We start from the raw sequence: 16,228 nt of genomic DNA, 5'->3' as shown, positions 1-16,228 counted from the left end.
AAACACCTCGGCATAGGCAGATCAACAGCTTACAAGGCGATCAGAAATGCCACGCTGTAAGCCATGTTCAGGCTTCGTTCTTCCTTAGCGTGGTTCTACGAAGAAACCTTCCGATGGGGCCTTATAGCTCCAGACATTAGTCGGGCCGTATGGTGACGGGCGCAGGGCGGCCTGTCCGGATGCCGCGCGTAGGACGAATGGGTCCCCAGTTGGATCGGCCATCGCCATTTGTGCAGGTGACAGAGCGGATAGGGCTGTGAATGCGGCACCTGTGCGAAGCACGTGCCTTCGTGAAATCGGTCTGTGGAGGATCATCGCAACTGCCTTGATCTGAAAAGGTCGCACTCAGCCAGCTTCGGCCAAGGCAACAATCAGGCCTCGCAGCAGGCGAGGCCGGTTTCAGGTTCCGAGAGGCAGTTTGGGAGGGAATGGATCAAGCGACGGATTCGCGCCGAGTGGGATCAAAGGTTCGGCACCCCGGACGGCAGTACCAAACGGCCTCGTGAGCCGCGCTGACGGCATCTTGGCAAGGAGGCCAGCCGTACCGCTGGAGCCGCAGGGAACAGGACACCCACCTTCACAGGCAGTACCGTCAGCAAATCCGGCGGGATAGCAACCATTGCAGAGGCCATCGGCGCTTTCGGCGGTTTCCATCTGCGCCATCGCCGTGTCCGACATATTGGCCGATGACACATCCGGCGCAGTCACGGCACCGAAGGTCAGCATGAGAATCAAAACAAGGCGAAAAACGCGGAACATGAACAATTCTTAGAACCTTCCAGTAAGGGGAGGTCAAGCGATATTCTGTAACTTGGACGTGATGCCCCTGTAGCCTCACGATCTTGAGGCGGATCTCATTTCACTCGAATCGCACATCGGCACACAGTACCCGGTTAACGTCGCTACGTAGTAGGTCCGGATCCGCCAGAAGCATTATTCCATATCCAATTCAGTTAGTCCTTTTCTTGCAGAATCGTTGGCTACCCGTCACGCGCCCACGCAATTGCGGACTCGGTATCGCTGGATTCGAACCACTGCATCTCGGAGCCCGTCAGTAGGTTGACCACCCGTGCGCCCCATTCCATCCATCTGCGTTCTCCGACAACCGCTATGCGACGGAAATCGTTCACGTGGGCGGTGTCGATCTTCAGATCTTCCAGGATCGCCGAAGGCTCTTCGTAGCCCTCGAAACTTGTAAGGTTGAGAACCAGACCCGGATTATCGGTTGTTCCAAGACGTTCATGAAGCAGCGCGTGCATTTTCTTGAAGTCTGCCTCTGTCAACTTGCCTTCGCAGACGAGCCCGATGACATCATCATGCTCGGTCAGCGTTTCCTTGAACATTGGTCTTCTCCTTTTCACTTGCGTTGCCGTGACCGTAGAGATCGGCGTTCTGATGAGCGCGATCCTCATGCTCAAATTCGAGACTGGAATGGCTGATGCCGAACTCTTCCTTCAGCCGCTTCTTGATCGCGCTCTTGATCTCTTCGATCTTCGACCAGCCCTCGGCTGCCACGACGACATGGCAGTCGAGCGCAGCCTCGTGCTCTTGCATTTGCCAGAGATGGACGTAGTGGACGTCGGCGACGCCTTCGACTTTCCGCATCGCTTCGACGACGGCCTCGTTGTCGATGTCCGGCGGGCTCCCGAGCATCAGGGTTCGGATTGGGCCGCCTATTTCAGTGAAAGACAGATACAGGATGTAGATCGCGATGCCGATGGTGATGGCAGGATCGACCCAACGCATGTCGTAAAGGATGATCAGCGACCCACCAACGATAACCGCGACCGAAGCAAGCGCGTCCGACAGGTTATGCAGGAAAAGCGCGCGGATGTTCACGCTGCCCTTCTGCATCGAATAGGTCAGCATTGCGGTCAGCGTGTCGACCACAAGCGCAATTCCACCGAGAATGACGACGGTCCAACCCATGACTTCGGGTGGATCAATCATGCGCATGCCACCTTCGTAGATCAGGTAGAAGCCGATCAAAATCAGGGTGGTGTAGTTAACCAGGGCCGCGACGATTTCGACCCGACCATAGCCGAAGGTCATGCGCTCATCGGCCGGGCGGCGCGCGATCTTGCGTGCGGCGAAGGCAATGACAAGCGAGGCCATATCGGAAAAGTTGTGCAGCGCATCGGCGATCAGTGCCAGACTACCCGAGAATATGCCCCCGACGATCTGCGCAACGGTAAGAAGCCCGTTCGCCCAGATCGCGATGGCAACCCGCCGATCGCCAGTATCCGGATCAATATGCGCGTGCCCATGATCATGCGGCATTGGCAGGCTCCTTATGCGCGTGTGTCGCGCGTCCGTCAGTCTTGAGGCGGCCGCTGCGGAAACCACGTACGCGCGCATTCATCCAGTGGCGGATGATATGACGGTAAAGGGCACCACGCAGCCATCCAAAGGATTGCTCATGGGACAAATAGAAGGCGTCCGGCGTATCAAACACGCCGAAATCTTGCACGATGCCGGTTTTCTGAATGTAGGTATCTTCTCCGTTCCAGGCGACGGGAGGCGCGCCAAGACAATCCGTGCCCGCGCCATAACCGCAGAGACTGTCCGTGTCCGAGAAAGACGTTTGCAGGACTTTGAGGAAAGCGTCATCCAGGATGAAGCCTTCGAAATTGATCCAAGCACCTTGATATTCGATCTCAACCCATGAGTGGAGAATTTCCTGAGGAGCAAGCGGATACACCAACTCTGGGACAACTCCGCGCTGCAAGCCTTTGTGGATCGTAAACCCATGCAACCGGCAACGAATGCCGACACCACGCAGCAGCGCCATCAAGAGCGTGCCTTTGGTATTGCACTGCCCATAGCCGTCGGAAAGCACTTCGGATGCGGGGATGTCGTCAGCTCGATTGTATCCGAACGCGATTTCATTCCGAACGAAATCATAGGCAGCTCCGATCCGATCGTATTCGGATAAGCCGCGCCAGCCGCGGGTCTCAATTAGATGCGCAAGAGGCGCGGCATCAAAATCCAGTAGTTTGGTGGGTGCAAGTAAAGGGTCGGTCATCTGCAACGGAGTCGCTCCTCGAATCGTCTTGGAACAAACCTAATTGCTATAGGCACTATAGCTTCAACCCTTTCTTCAGAAAGAATCTCCCGCAACTATTTGCCCGTGTGAACCGCTTTGTGGTGTTCGCCGTGTGCGTCGCGTAGAATATCGATACCGCACCAGGCCGCGATCCCGGCGACAATCACGCCGACGACGAGGTCCGGCCAGTTGGTTCCCAGCCAGGCGACGAGGCCGCCAGCCAAGACGATTCCGAGGTTCGCGGCGAAATCGTTGTAACTGAAGGTGTTGGCCGCGCGGATGTTGACGTCCGGATTTTTGAGCTTAGCGAGCAGCCAGACGCAGACTGCGTTGATGGCCGCCGCAATCAGGGCCATGGCGATCATGATCGTCCCGAGCGGATCTGACCCGCCGATGTAGCGGCGCCACGCATCGTAGAGGATGCCTGCAGCGAACAGGATCAGCAGCCCACCGGAGATGTTCGCCGCCCCGCGTTTCCATTTGTCGGATCGGGACAAAGCGAAAAGGCTGATCGCGTAGACGAAGCTGTCGGAGAGGTTATCGAGCCCGTTGGCGATCAGGGCACTTGAGTCGCCGAAGGCGCCTGTTGCGAAAAAGGCTACAGCCAAACCGATATTGAGCGCTAGAACGATCCAAAGTGTTCGTCTCTCCATTGAATCTTGTCTAGCGGCCATTTTGTGGTTCCAGCCTGTGTTGTACGACACAATAACTTCCACGGCTGATTTGCGTTCCAGCCGGAATGTTGGCTGAATTCCTTCAGGCCCCGATTTACTCGTGCTCGGTCAAGCATTCCGAATGGTCCCGCAGCACTTCGAGCACCCGGCAATCCGCCGTCCGCCCGCCGCTGCACTCGTGGACCATCCGTTTCAGTTCCGTGCGCAGCGCCTTCAGGCGGGCCATGCGCTGCTCCACCTGTTTGAGCTGGCGACGCGCGATGGCATCTGCCTCGTCGCAGGGGCGGTTGGGATGGTCGCTGAGGTCGAGCAGCTCGCGGATCGCATCGAGCGAGAAACCAAGTTGCCGCGAATGGCGGATGAAGGACAGTCGGTCGAGCTGTGCATTGTCGTAGCGCCTCTGTCCGCCTTCGGTCCTGCCAGGTTCGGGCATGAGCCCAATCTGTTCGTAGTACCGGATGGTCTGCACCTTTGTGCCGGTCTTCTTTGACAGAGTACCGATCGTGAGCATTTTCGCCTCCATGAAAAAGATACAGTTTGTGTAGGTTTTGCCGTCGGAATAAACAAGTGCCGGATTCACAGACGCGTGAGTTCAAGCTATACCATGATTTCGTGCTTGAACCTCTAGCGGCTAGAGGATGTATCCGCACATGCAATAAGAATCAAAAACAGGCGAACAGGATTGTCCCTTACATCGGCACAGAAGTTTCTTTGGGTTTTGGCAGGCGTGGCAGCGCTTGCCTTCGTATGGCTTTTGCTATGGTCCGATTATCGTGCCGATAGCGCCCGAACCGACGCCGAGCCGCCTTTTTTCGCTGAGTTCGAACTGACGGACCACCAGGGTATGGTTCAAACCGAGGAGGACTTTGCGGGGCGCTGGATGCTGGTTTTTTTCGGGTTTACCAACTGCCCCGACGTCTGCCCGACGACCCTATCTGAGGTCGCGGCGGTGATGGACGGTCTGGGCGACGATGCCGCCAAGGTCCAGCCGATTTTCATAACAATCGACCCTGAACGAGACATGCCCCCAGCACTCGCCGAATACGTCCCGCTGTTCGATGCGGGCATCATCGGGCTGACGGGCACGCCGGAACAGATCGCCGCCACGTCCGAGACATTTCCAATCTTCTTTGAGCGCGTCGAAGAGGCCGCAGCGCCGGATGGGTACACCGTGGGCCACACGTCGCATCTGTTCCTCTTCGACCCCGAGGCAGGCTTTGCCGACTCCTGGCCCTACGGCACCTCCGCCGAAGAGATCCTCGCCGATCTGGAAGAGAGGATCTGACCGACATGAACCGTATGTCCGGAGAAACAGCCCTCGGGCTGGCGTGGATCATCGCGCTCGTTGCCTCACTTGCCGTGCTTTTTATCGGCGAGGTGCTGGGGCAGACGCCCTGTGTGCTGTGCTGGTTCCAGCGCGCCTTCATGTTCCCCTTGGCCATTATCCTCGGGCTGGGCCTGTGGTGGCGGGACGGCCGTGTGGGGCGCTACGGCATCGCATTGGCGCTTGGCGGCGGCGCAGTCGCCCTGTGGCACATGGGGCTGTACGTCGGTCTTGTTCCCGAACGCATCCAGCCTTGCACAGCCACCGGCCCCTCTTGCACCGATGACAACCAACTGGTCTTCGGCGTCCCTATCCCGCTGATGGCGCTCGTCGCCTTCGCGCTGATCGGGGCGCTGTCGGCCCTTTCATTGAAGGACACACGAACATGAACCGACGCGGCCTGATCCTGTCCGTTTTCGCCATCGGCGTCGCCGGTTTCGGCGGAGCCACCTGGTTTGCAACCCGCCCCGGCCCGGTGGCCGAAGCGGAGCCTGTTGCGCCGGAACTTGCTGAGGCGATGATCCGCCCCTACTCGCCCATCCTCGGACCTGCGGAGGCGCCCGTCACGATCGTCGAATTCTTCGATCCGGCCTGCGAGGCCTGTCGCGCCTTTCATCCCATCGTGAAGGACATCATGGCCGAGCATGGGGATGCTGTCCGCGTCGTGATCCGCTACACGCCCTTCCACGGCGCGGCATCCGAGGAAGCGATCCGCGTGCTCGAGGCGGCGCGCATGCAGGACGTTTACGTGCCGGTGCTTGAGGCCGTTCTGCGGGAACAGCCGAGATGGGCGTCGCACGGTGCCCCGGCGCCTGGCCTGATCCTTCAGATCGCCGCCACGGCCGGACTCGATGCCGAGGCCGCGCGCACGCAAATGCTGGCACCCGATGTCGTGGCGATCCTGAACCAGGATCGTGCTGACGTCGAGACCGTGGGAATTCGTCAGACGCCCACATTCTTCGTGAACGGCATGCCGCTCGATCCATTCGGAGAGGCAGAATTGCGTCGTCTGGTGGCTGCCGAAGTCGCTGCCGCGCAAAGCTGAATGGAAAGGGCAGGATCAGAACGATGAAAAAGTATATTTTGACCAGCACACTGGCGGCGCTTTTGACCCTTGGAGGGTTCTCAGCGCCCGCGCTGGCCGGACCCGAGGATGTTGTCGTCGAGAACGCGTGGTCCCGCGCCTCCATCGGGATGAACCGTCCCGGGGCCGCTTACATGACGATCCGCAACACTGGCGACGAGCCAGTGACGCTGATCGGCCTTACAACACCGCTCGCGATGATGCCCGAAATTCACGAGACGAAGACAAATGCCGAAGGTGTGAGTTCCATGAGCCCGGCGGGGGAGATCGCGATCGCCCCGGGCGAGAGCGTCGCGCTCGAACCGGGGGGCCTGCACGCAATGCTGATGCGGCTACAAGAACCGATGACGGAAGGGGACACCTTTCCGCTGACCCTGCTTTTCGACGACGGAGGCGAAGTGACGGTCGAGGTGCCGATCCTCGGAATCGCCGCGCGGGGGCCAGAGGACTGATGCGGCGACGGGCGATCCTGGGGTACGGCGCGGCTGGTGTCGGGGCGGTCGCCCTGATGCTCTTCGTCGGTTGGTGGCAGGTCGATGGACCCGGTGGACCCGAACCTGTCGGGCAGCGGCCTGTGGCCCTGACCGAGATGGATTTCCGTCTGACGGATCATGAGGGCAACGCGGTCGGGCCAGAAACCCTGATCGGCCGCCCGACGATGGCGTTCTTCGGCTTCACCTACTGTCCGGATGTCTGCCCGACCACACTCTCTGACATTTCGGAATGGCTCGACGATCTGGGAGACGAGGCCGAAGAGATGAATGTGGTTTTCATCACGGTCGATCCAGAGCGCGACACTGTCGAAACGATGGCCGAATATGTCGGCTACTTCCATCCGGCGATCCGCGGCTGGACGGGGCCGGAGGAGCAGATCGCGCGCGTCGCGGACAGCTTCCGCGCCACCTACGAGCGGGTGCCGACGGAGAGCGGCGATTACACGATGAACCACAGCGCGAACGTCTTCCTGTTCGCAGCCTCCGGGCGGTTCGTCACCATGATCGACTATCACGAACCCAGAGAATTCGCGGTGCCGAAAATTCGCCGCGCGCTGGCAGAAGAAATGGAGGGGGCGACATGAGGCTCAGAACTTTGGCGGCGGGTGTCGCAATTGCGGGGACGGTTTTGGGAGCGGCTATCGCCATCTCTGATTTCATGCCGAAAGAACCCGTGCCGCCGGAACTTGCCCAGGCAGGTAGCTGGATGCCCCAAGGTCCTGAAGCCCCTAGAAACGTTGAAATCCTCGTGACGCTGCCCGCGACGGCATGGGCAGAGGATGCACCCGACCTCGGCCCCCTACCCCTTCTGCAGGTCGCGTTTGCCGACAGGCCGGTAAGGGCGATCGAGCCACCGCTGTCGACGTGGTCGCGCGACATTTCACCTGGCGAGACGCTCGATTTCTTGCTGTCCGAAGCTGGACTTGCGGCACCTGACAGAGCCGAAGTTGCCCTCGCGCTTGGCGCGGAATACGATCTGCGACGGCTGCGGCCGGGGCACTCGGTCACTGTCGCTTCGACCGTGGACGGCAGCCCCCGCACCGTCTCACTCGCCGTCGAGGACGGGGTTCGGATCGAGGTGGTTTTCGGCGAGCAGTTGTCCATACAGGTCGTGGCTCCGGATCCGGAGATCGTAACCCTTGTCGGCGAAGCCGTGATCGACAGCTCGATCTTCGCGGCACTCGACGAAGCCGGCATACCCGCCCGTTTTTCCGTGGACCTTGCGCAGATGCTGGGTGGGACCGTGGATTTCCGCCGCGAGATGGCCGGCGGCGAAACACTAAGGCTTCTCTGGCGTGAGGCGCGGGTCGGCGAGGACAGGATCGGACAGCCCGAACTCGCCTTCGCCGCACTGGAGATCGGCGGTTCGCTTTACGAGATCGTATGGCCGGACGACGGCAGCGGTCAGGCGACGATCTACGTCGATGGCGAGGTGCTGCGCGTCTTCGCACAGCCGGTCGAGGGTGCGCGCCTCAGCTCGGTGTTCGGACGCCGCACGCATCCGGTCTTTGGCAACGTCCGGATGCACACCGGCGTCGATTTCGCAGCGGCACGTGGTACACCGGTTCAATCGACGGCACCGGGGCGGGTCAGTTTCATCGGCTGGCGGGGCGGCTATGGTCGAGTGGTCGAAATCTCGCACGGCTCCGACACCATGACGCGCTACGCGCATCTGAGCGCCGTGCCGGAAGATCTGGCACAAGGCCAACGCGTTGCGGCGGGAGATGTGATCGGCCGCGTCGGCGCGACGGGCACGGCGACAGGTCCGAACCTGCACTACGAAGTCCTCGTGGACGGCCGCCCGACTGACCCGCTCTCTGACGACCGGCTCGCCGAAGCAGCCGAGAGCGAAGCGGATGATACCGCCGCGCTCTCGCGTCTGGCCGAGGCGCGCGCGCTTCTGAATGAAAACCTCGGCAGCGAGATTGCCGAAACGACAACCGAAAGGCTCTGACCCATGAAACGCATGACCCAAGCTCTTGCAATCACACTTGCCCTGTTACCAGCGGCCCAGGTCCTCGCAGAGGAAACGGCGATCGACGTCCGCAAGACGAACGGATGCGGCTGCTGCCTGTCTTGGATGAACCATCTCGAAGAAAACGGGTTTGCGCCGACGGGCGAGAACATGTTCGGTGGGTCGCTGGTTCGCTTCAAGCTCGACAACGGCGTGCCGCAGCGCATGGTCTCCTGCCACACCGCGCTCATTGATGGCTACGTGATCGAAGGCCATGTCCCGGCCGCTGACATCCGCCGCCTGCTCGAGGAACGCCCGGACGCAGTCGGTCTCGCCGTGCCTGGGATGCCCTATGGCTCGCCCGGCATGGGGCCAGAAGACGACCGCGAGGCCTATGATGTCTTCCTCATCCGCGAGGACGGGTCGACGGAAGTCTTTTCGAGCTACGGCGAAGGATAACCTGGCCCGCCCATGGAAAACCTCTCTCCGATCATGCTCGGCTTCCTCGGAAGTCTGGCTGCCGGATCGCTCACGGCAGTCGGAGCAGTTCCCGTGTTGTTTGGACGCATCCCGTCGCGGGCCACACGCGATCTGTCGCTCGGCTTCGCTGCCGGTGTGATGCTCGCCGCTTCCTTCTTTTCGCTGATCATCCCGGCATTGGATGCGGCCGAGCCGATGTTCGAGAACGGCGCGATGCCTGCGGCCATCGTATGCGTCTCGATCCTCTTGGGCATGGGGGCTGTCGCGCTGATGAACGAAAAGCTGCCGCACGAGCATTTCAAGACGGGACGCGAAGGGCCCGAAGCGGCGTCTTTGCGGCGGGTCTGGCTTTTCATCATCGCGATCACGATCCACAACTTCCCCGAAGGCCTCGCGGTCGGGGTCGGCTTCGGATCCGGAGGTATGGAGGGCGGTTTGCCGCTTGCTGTCGGCATCGGGCTTCAGAATGCGCCCGAAGGATTGGCCGTCGCTGTATCTCTGCTGGGCGAGGGATATCCGAAGCTGCGCGCCTGGGGCACCGCGGCGCTGACGGGCATGGTCGAGCCGATTGGCGGCCTGCTCGGGGCCGGGATCATCACGCTGTCGGAACCGCTGCTGCCATGGGGACTGGCCTTTGCCGCGGGCGCAATGCTCTACGTCATCAGCCACGAAATCATCCCCGAAACCCATCGCAGCGGCCATCAGAACAGGGCGACGCTCGGTCTCGCAGTCGGGCTCGTTCTGATGCTGTTTCTCGATGTCTGGTTGGGATGAGGCAATGTCATCATACAAAGTATCTGCGATGATCGGCGTCTTTGCAGCGCTTGCTGCGTTCGCGATCGATCAGATCACCAAAGCCATTGTCGTTGCGAATGCCGTCACTTTAAGCGCCGGGATTTCCGTGTTTCCGGGTTTCAACCTCGTCTTTTATCGTAATGACGGCGTGACTTTCGGGATGCTGGGCGGCGCTCCGTGGTGGAGCCTCATCGCTCTCGCTCTTGCCATCTGTGTTTGGCTGGGGGTTATGCTGTTTCGCGCCGAAAATGCGGTCGAAACACTTGCCTATGGCGCGATCATTGGCGGAGCCTTGGGCAATGTTATCGATCGTGTGCGGTATCGGGCTGTAACAGACTTTCTCGATTTCTACATTGGCACAACACATTGGCCTGCCTTCAACATGGCCGATATATTTGTTGTCAGTGGCGTGGGGCTCTTGCTCGCCGCGCCATGGATCAGCGCGCGGCGTTCGATCAAGTCGTGAAACCGAAAATTCTGAACCGCATCGCTCTGCGCCACCGTTTGCTTTCGCGGATGACGCTTGGTTTCGCCGCCGGGGCGCTGACCGTTCTGACTTTCCCGCCTTTCTCGCTTCTCCTGCTCGTTCCCGTTGCCTATTCCGCGTTCTTTGTCGGTCTTCGCGATCTCTCCCTAGGGCGTGCTTTCCTCGTCGGCTGGGCGTTTGGTCTTGGCCAGTTCGGTTTCGGGATTTCGTGGATTGCAGAGAGTTTCTACGTCGAGGCCGAGCGGTTCGGGGCGATGGCGATCCCGGCTGTCGCGGGATTGTCCGCAGGTCTCGCAATTTTCCCAGCCATTGCCGCAGCGCTCTTCGCCGAAATCGCGCGGTGCGGAGCCCTGGGTAGTCTCCTCGCCTGCCTCCTGTTCACGACCTCCTGGACCGCGACCGAGTGGTTGCGTGGTCACGTTCTGACAGGGTTTCCCTGGAACCTCGCCGGCTACGCACTTGCCGACTACGCCGCCCTTCGCCAGACCGCCGCCTGGGTCGGAAGCTATGGGTTAAGCTTTCTCAGCGTGTTCGTCGCGGCACTTCCCGGCGCGGCTGTCATGACGTCCGGGCGGCAACGATTGACCGTTTCGCTCATGGCGCTGGCCGGCATCGCGACGATGTGGGCTGTCGGTACGCTTCGCCTCCAGTCGGATGCACAACAGCCACCCGGTGTCGACCTGCGCATCGTCCAGGGCAACATTCCACAAGAGGAGAAATGGGCGCCCGAGAACCGCGAGGCGACCTTCGCGCGCTATGTTGAGCTTTCAACCCAGCCCGGCGATTTCGACGTTCTTCTTTGGCCGGAAACCGCCTTTCCGGGTTTCCTCGATGAGGATACGGAGGCGCGGGATCGCATTGCCGCAGCGCTACCAGACGGCAGCATGCTGCTCACCGGGGTGCCGGACCGTGTACCGAGCGAGGATGGCACCCGATATTTCAACACGGTCCAGGCTTTTGGCGAGACCGGCAGAATCCTGACCGGATACGCGAAACACCATCTCGTACCCTTCGGCGAATATGTGCCATTCCGTGGCTGGTTGCCCATCGAGCGACTCACGGCGGGTCTGGGCGATTTTACGCCCGGACCGGGCCCGCGAACGCTTGCGCTTCCGGGTGTGCCCCTGGTCGCCGTGGCGATCTGCTATGAGATCATCTTCCCAAGCCATGTGGTCGACGACCTGTTCAGGCCGGACTGGATTTTCAACGCGACAAACGACGCCTGGTTCGGCACCAGCATCGGACCCGAGCAGCATCTGGCTTCCGCACGGATGCGCGCCGTAGAGGAAGGCCTTCCTGTCATCCGAGCCGCGAATACGGGCATCTCCGCGGTCATCGACGCGAACGGTGACCTCGTCGCGCGGCTCGGCAACGGAGAAACCGGTGTAATAGATGCGGCTCTGCCCTCTGCTCATCCGTCAACGCTATATGCGCGCTTCGGCGACTGGGCGCTGCTGGCTCTCATCTTCACTACTTGGGCCGTGGGACTGGCTGCAGGTCTGGTCGGCACACACCGGTGCAACAAGAGAACACGAACGGAGAAAAAGTCATGCTGGTAATCGCGGGCATTGTCGCGGGTGCGATCTGGGGTGGATATCTGGCGCGACGCCGAAAAGGAAACCGGCTGGATATCCTCCAGTATGCGGCGAGTTCGGCGATCGCCTTCGGTCTTCTCACCTATTTCGTTTCGGTGGTCCTCTTGCGCATCTTTGCATGAGAAGGGTTTCGAAACGGCACCGACGTGAGACGTCTTTTCAACATATTACTGTACGGGTTCTTGGCGATCTGTATCACGGCATCGGTTGGTTCCGGGTTGGTCTATTTTCTGCTGAGCGCATCCGTTCCCGACTACAACGAGGACTTCTCGGTAGCAGGCTTAGGTGGACCGGTCGATATTCTGCGAGATGCCTCGGCAATCCCGCACATTACCGCGAGTTCCGCCGCGGATGTCTATTTCGCGATCGGCTTCGTTCATGCGCAAGACCGACTCGGTCAGCTGTTAAGGGCAAGGCGAATGGCCGAAGCTTCTTGGCCATCCGATGAGACATTGTCCGTTGCGCCAGCGGTCTCAGACGCGCTCGAATCCTATGCCGCCGGCGTCAATGCGTGGCTCGAGCTGGTGTCGGCGGGAGGGCGCGGCAGAGGCTCGCCGGAACTGTTGATCGCAGACGAACGGTCGATCGATGCCTGGACACCTGGCGATAGCCTGAGGATTGCCCGGTCTTTTCTGAATGGCCTGCGACCGGAAAGCGCACGGAAAGGAACGCCGAGCTTATCAAGTGCAATTATACCGTCGGATCGACCAAAAGTGCTCGAACTATTTGCGACTGATCCGCAGCAGCGCCTCGATGCATGGGCGATAGACGGTGACCGAACCGCTGCCGGGACACCAATTCTCGCCGCCGATATCAGCGGTTCCCTGTCGCTGCCCTCGGAATGGTATCTCGCCGATCTTCAGTTTTCGACAGGGCCGGCCATAGGGGCCACGATGCCGGGCGTACCTTTCGTTATTGTCGGTCGCAATACGCGCGTCGCCTGGGCCTTCCGGTCATTTCCCGTGCCAGACGAGGAGGCACCAAGGGGGCCGTCACCCGTGCAGGCGGCAGGTTTCCTGACGATGCTGGAGCTGTTCACGCGTTCGGCCGACGCGACCGATGCCATCGGAGTTGCCGCAGACATGTTGCCGAAAGGCATGGAGGCATTGGCCATTGACCGAGAGACCGTTGCCCGATGGCCAAAAGAGGAAGCCGTACGAGCGTTGTCATTTCGCGACATTCGACTGGCGGAGCTTGAAGCGCGGCAATCGATCTTCTCGACTGAAGGCGCCATCGGTGTTCAAAGGGACACCGTAAGTACCGTGGCGCGAACCCTGCTGCCCCTGATGGCGAAGGAGCTTTGGTTCGTGCAGTCCAGAGACAGCATCGAAGGCACCGATGCGAACGACCTTCGTCGTGAACTACTGGACAGGCTTGCGTCGTGGAATGGCGACATGGATCGCTATTCACCGGAACCTCTGCTGTTCTGGACTTGGCTCCGGGCTTTGCAGCAGCGCATTTTGAAAGACGAATTTCCGGCAGCGCAGCAACTCTGGACCCGTCCGAACCCGAACTTTCTTTATGCGGTACTCAGCGATCGTCGCGGTAGCGCAATCTGGTGCGACATCCGCCTATCCTCACCTCGCGAGACATGCGAGGAGCAGGTTCGCGTGGCCCTGGATGATGCCCTTGGCTGGCTGGTCGATCGATATGGGCGCGATCCCTCGACGTGGACCTGGGGGGAGGAGCATAGATTGGACATGCAGTGGTCGCCGATCAGTTCACGTGGGTTGCTGACCGACCTGCTGTCCCTTCAAGCGCCGATTTCAGGCGATCCGTTTACGCAATTCTTGACATCATTTGGTGTTGAAGAAGACCGTCCATTCCTTGTGAGTGCCGGAAGCAATTTTCAGGCGGTCATGTCGATATCGGAAGCAGCGGGATCATACTACATCACGCCCGCCGGACAGTCGGGACATCCGCTATCTCGATTCTACGACAATCTCTTTCCCTCGTGGATACAAGGCGAATACCTCGCCATGTCGACCGATCTGTCACTGGCCCGTGGCGGCGCTTCCGGGATCTCGCGGCTCACACCGGCTACCTCCGACAACCCTCGGATGAGCGAGGGCCAGAGCGAATGATCACAAACTTCTTCTTTCTTTACGACCCTTTCGGCTATGTGCTGTCACCGGTGTCGCTCATTGTTGTCGGTCTTACAGTATGGCTGTTTTTGCGTGGGCTCAAAATACACGCTCGCTGTCTCGGAAGGGTTTCTGGTTGGCGTCGAACCGCCTTCTTTGTCGGCCTCGCGGCCGTCCTCGTCGCGACGAATGGGCCGCTCGCGCCATTGGGGCACAGTCTGTTTTCGGTACATCAGGTCGAGCATCTTCTTCTGCGACTGGTAGGACCGCTTCTTATCGCGGTTTCTCAGCCCTGGCTTGGCCTTCAAGCCGGATTGAAAAGGGAATGGCGCCGACGCCTTGCCGCGATTGGGCGTGCGCGCATCCCGCGATTCTTGGCGCTTCCTGCATCTGCCACCTCCTTGTTGATTGGTGCGCTTTTCGTCTGGCAGATCCCGATGATCTACGCCCTTACACAACGTATTGCGGCGATGGAAGCGCTGGCACATCTGTCTATGGTGCTTGCTGGGCTTTGGTACTTTGCTATGCTGTTCGATCTGCGTGATCCGCCTGAAGGAGCGCGGCGCGGCGCTCGGCTGATGTCAGGGTTCGTGGTGATCGTTTCCAACATCTTTCTGGGCTCCCTGACAACGCTCAAGGAGGTGCCCCTCTATGGATCAGAAATCATCGCAGCGAGCGGTGGTCGACTTCGCGCCCTGGCTGACGAGACAATCGGTGGCTACGTAATCTGGGTCCCGTCGTCGATGGTTCTCATCGCGGCAATCATTCTGGTGCTGAACGGCTGGAACGCGGCGGAGGAACGGCGCTGGACGTCCCGCTACGACCTGATGCGCCAAACGAATGCGGCGGCGCTCGAGTTTCCGGAAACCGCGGAGGAACTGCGTCTGAAAGTAGAGAAGCCGAACCGGGACATGGGCCGTACGCTCGCCCTCGGCGCATTCTCGATGTTCATGGTTGTCATGATTACCGTCGTGACCATCGTCTATGCCCTCGGATAGATTGAATTCGACATGAGACCAGACGTATTCTTCCCCGCTAGGGCCCGCCTGTTTCGCCACTGCCACGGCGGGACACATATTGTAGTGTCCTTACGCGTACCGGGTGCTTGCGCTGGCCCACGGCGGCGAGCGTCACTTTGGCCGTGATCGCCATCGAAGCGATCAACGTGGCCATGTGCCGACGATTTGCCTGATCTGACGGAAGATCATCTCCTCCCATCAGGCGTAGATGTCGATCGGTGTTCCATCTTTCACCATTGCATAGATGTCCTCGATCTGCCGATCTGTGACCGCGATGCAGCCAGCTGTCCAGTCGCGGACGTCCGTTGGGTCGATGCCTGGGCGTGGACCACCATGGATGAAGATGTCGCCGCCGGGGGAAAGGCCCTGCGCTTCAGCAAAGGCGATGTCGGCCTCATTCGGATAGGAGATGCCAACCGAAAGATGATACGTACTGTCGGGGTTGCGCTTATCGACTACGTAAGCGCCCTCAGGGGTCCGGCCGTCTCCCTCGAATTGCTTGTGACCCTCAGGAGCGAAACCCAGCCCGACCGGATAGGTTTGCAATACGCGATCGGCTCCGTCTAGAACAAGCCAACGCTGCCCCTTATAAAGCCGAACACGGGTCACCTCGGGTCCGCCATAGCTGCGGAACTTGCTGGCACAGCCGGACAAAAACGCTGCCAACCCGCCTAACAGGACGGCGCGGCGGGGAAATCGGATGGTTTTCACTGCTCGATGCCTCTTTCGTGAGGTCTGATATGGACATTACGTTACCTTGCAAATGCTGCGTGATCAATGTCCGTGGGCAAGCGCGGCCTTTGCGATCTCTGGACCAACCTGCTCACCGCTGAATGCCTTGCGGGCCTACCGCAGCGCCTTGAGGGCGACCGGCAGGGAGGCCACGGCAAGCCTTAATCGAACAACTCGTGAAGCCAGGATTTGCGCCGATAGCCGTGCTTGCCGTCGCCGCCGCCGTGCTTTCCGCGCCGGTAGCCGCGATCATCGTCGTAGCCGCGCGGCTCAGGCACCCGCTGAGGCGCCACATCGGGTGCCGAACGCTCGATGATCTTGTCCAGTTCGCCCCGGTCGAGCCAGACACCCCGGCAATCGGGACAGAAGTCGATCTCGATCCCCTGGCGGTCGGTCATGCTCAAGGGCACCTCGCAAACCGGACACATCATCCTGCCCTTCACGCTCATGTCTCGTCTCG

21 protein-coding genes are annotated in these 16,228 nt (G+C 60.2%); 13 read left to right on the top strand and 8 right to left on the bottom strand.

Features of this window, described 5'->3' with window-relative positions; translation table 11 throughout:
- Nucleotides 1-399: 399 nt before the first annotated feature.
- The 6 genes from ACSR1C_RS16620 to ACSR1C_RS16595 all read right to left on the bottom strand — a co-directional run bounded on the left by ACSR1C_RS16620 (nt 400) and on the right by ACSR1C_RS16595 (nt 4,231).
- On the bottom strand, nt 400-759 hold the full coding sequence (locus ACSR1C_RS16620; protein WP_083840590.1) for a hypothetical protein: 360 nt from the start codon (nt 757-759) through the stop codon (nt 400-402).
- Nucleotides 760-980: 221 nt separating this feature from the next.
- Nucleotides 981-1,343, bottom strand: a complete 363-nt coding sequence (locus ACSR1C_RS16615; protein WP_009503832.1) for a SpoIIAA family protein — start codon at nt 1,341-1,343, stop codon at nt 981-983.
- On the bottom strand, nt 1,315-2,280 hold the full coding sequence (locus ACSR1C_RS16610) for a cation diffusion facilitator family transporter (RefSeq protein WP_009503833.1): 966 nt from the start codon (nt 2,278-2,280) through the stop codon (nt 1,315-1,317). Before ACSR1C_RS16610 ends, ACSR1C_RS16615 begins: the two co-directional genes overlap by 29 nt.
- Nucleotides 2,270-3,025, bottom strand: a complete 756-nt coding sequence (locus ACSR1C_RS16605; protein WP_009503834.1) for a transglutaminase-like domain-containing protein — start codon at nt 3,023-3,025, stop codon at nt 2,270-2,272. The genes ACSR1C_RS16610 and ACSR1C_RS16605 overlap by 11 nt, the downstream gene beginning before the upstream one ends.
- A gap of 95 nt (nt 3,026-3,120) precedes the next feature.
- A complete protein-coding gene (locus tag ACSR1C_RS16600) occupies nt 3,121-3,699 on the bottom strand; it encodes a cation efflux transmembrane domain-containing protein (RefSeq protein WP_009503835.1) in 579 nt (192 codons plus the stop codon).
- Between the two features lie 115 nt (nt 3,700-3,814).
- The gene (locus tag ACSR1C_RS16595) at nt 3,815-4,231 is read right to left on the bottom strand and encodes a MerR family transcriptional regulator (RefSeq protein ID WP_034452058.1); all 417 of its coding nucleotides are present in this window, start codon (nt 4,229-4,231) and stop codon (nt 3,815-3,817) included.
- A 171-nt stretch (nt 4,232-4,402) separates the two neighbouring features.
- Between ACSR1C_RS16595 and ACSR1C_RS16590 the strand changes: the two genes are divergently transcribed.
- The 13 genes from ACSR1C_RS16590 to ACSR1C_RS16530 all read left to right on the top strand — a co-directional run bounded on the left by ACSR1C_RS16590 (nt 4,403) and on the right by ACSR1C_RS16530 (nt 15,015).
- Nucleotides 4,403-5,005, top strand: a complete 603-nt coding sequence (locus ACSR1C_RS16590; RefSeq protein ID WP_460260420.1) for an SCO family protein — start codon at nt 4,403-4,405, stop codon at nt 5,003-5,005.
- A 5-nt stretch (nt 5,006-5,010) separates the two neighbouring features.
- On the top strand, nt 5,011-5,433 hold the full coding sequence (locus ACSR1C_RS16585) for a disulfide bond formation protein B (RefSeq protein WP_009503838.1): 423 nt from the start codon (nt 5,011-5,013) through the stop codon (nt 5,431-5,433).
- Nucleotides 5,430-6,089 (top strand): DsbA family protein, encoded by a 660-nt coding sequence (locus ACSR1C_RS16580; protein ID WP_009503839.1) that lies wholly within the window; start codon nt 5,430-5,432, stop codon nt 6,087-6,089. Before ACSR1C_RS16585 ends, ACSR1C_RS16580 begins: the two co-directional genes overlap by 4 nt.
- Nucleotides 6,090-6,112: 23 nt before the next feature.
- On the top strand, nt 6,113-6,580 hold the full coding sequence (locus ACSR1C_RS16575; RefSeq protein ID WP_009503840.1) for a copper chaperone PCu(A)C: 468 nt from the start codon (nt 6,113-6,115) through the stop codon (nt 6,578-6,580).
- Nucleotides 6,580-7,206 (top strand): SCO family protein, encoded by a 627-nt coding sequence (locus tag ACSR1C_RS16570; RefSeq protein WP_009503841.1) that lies wholly within the window; start codon nt 6,580-6,582, stop codon nt 7,204-7,206. The genes ACSR1C_RS16575 and ACSR1C_RS16570 overlap by 1 nt, the downstream gene beginning before the upstream one ends.
- Complete coding sequence (locus ACSR1C_RS16565; RefSeq protein WP_034452033.1) at nt 7,203-8,576, top strand: M23 family metallopeptidase; 1,374 nt, start codon at nt 7,203-7,205, stop codon at nt 8,574-8,576. Before ACSR1C_RS16570 ends, ACSR1C_RS16565 begins: the two co-directional genes overlap by 4 nt.
- Before the next feature lie 3 nt (nt 8,577-8,579).
- Nucleotides 8,580-9,035, top strand: a complete 456-nt coding sequence (locus tag ACSR1C_RS16560; RefSeq protein ID WP_009503843.1) for a DUF411 domain-containing protein — start codon at nt 8,580-8,582, stop codon at nt 9,033-9,035.
- Nucleotides 9,036-9,047: 12 nt separating this feature from the next.
- Nucleotides 9,048-9,830 (top strand): ZIP family metal transporter, encoded by a 783-nt coding sequence (locus ACSR1C_RS16555; RefSeq protein ID WP_009503844.1) that lies wholly within the window; start codon nt 9,048-9,050, stop codon nt 9,828-9,830.
- A gap of 28 nt (nt 9,831-9,858) precedes the next feature.
- A complete protein-coding gene (gene lspA / locus ACSR1C_RS16550) occupies nt 9,859-10,317 on the top strand; it encodes a signal peptidase II (protein ID WP_009503845.1) in 459 nt (152 codons plus the stop codon).
- Nucleotides 10,284-11,897 (top strand): apolipoprotein N-acyltransferase, encoded by a 1,614-nt coding sequence (lnt, locus tag ACSR1C_RS16545; protein ID WP_009503846.1) that lies wholly within the window; start codon nt 10,284-10,286, stop codon nt 11,895-11,897. Before lspA ends, lnt begins: the two co-directional genes overlap by 34 nt.
- Entirely contained in the window at nt 11,888-12,055 is a 168-nt protein-coding gene (locus tag ACSR1C_RS16540; protein WP_009503847.1) for a hypothetical protein, read from the top strand. Before lnt ends, ACSR1C_RS16540 begins: the two co-directional genes overlap by 10 nt.
- Before the next feature lie 96 nt (nt 12,056-12,151).
- The gene (locus tag ACSR1C_RS16535; protein ID WP_242656843.1) at nt 12,152-14,017 is read left to right on the top strand and encodes a penicillin acylase family protein; all 1,866 of its coding nucleotides are present in this window, start codon (nt 12,152-12,154) and stop codon (nt 14,015-14,017) included.
- Entirely contained in the window at nt 14,014-15,015 is a 1,002-nt protein-coding gene (locus ACSR1C_RS16530) for a cytochrome c oxidase assembly protein (protein ID WP_009503849.1), read from the top strand. The genes ACSR1C_RS16535 and ACSR1C_RS16530 overlap by 4 nt, the downstream gene beginning before the upstream one ends.
- Before the next feature lie 219 nt (nt 15,016-15,234).
- Here ACSR1C_RS16530 and ACSR1C_RS16525 read toward each other — a convergent pair whose 3' ends face one another.
- Both ACSR1C_RS16525 and ACSR1C_RS16520 read right to left on the bottom strand, forming a co-directional pair.
- The gene (locus ACSR1C_RS16525) at nt 15,235-15,747 is read right to left on the bottom strand and encodes a L,D-transpeptidase family protein (RefSeq protein WP_034452039.1); all 513 of its coding nucleotides are present in this window, start codon (nt 15,745-15,747) and stop codon (nt 15,235-15,237) included.
- Nucleotides 15,748-15,929: 182 nt separating this feature from the next.
- A complete protein-coding gene (locus ACSR1C_RS16520) occupies nt 15,930-16,217 on the bottom strand; it encodes a TFIIB-type zinc ribbon-containing protein (protein ID WP_009503851.1) in 288 nt (95 codons plus the stop codon).
- Nucleotides 16,218-16,228: the final 11 nt, after the last annotated feature.

It is taken from the genome of Actibacterium sp. D185-2, assembly GCF_054954595.1.
This window is presented reverse-complemented; position numbering and strand designations above follow the sequence as displayed.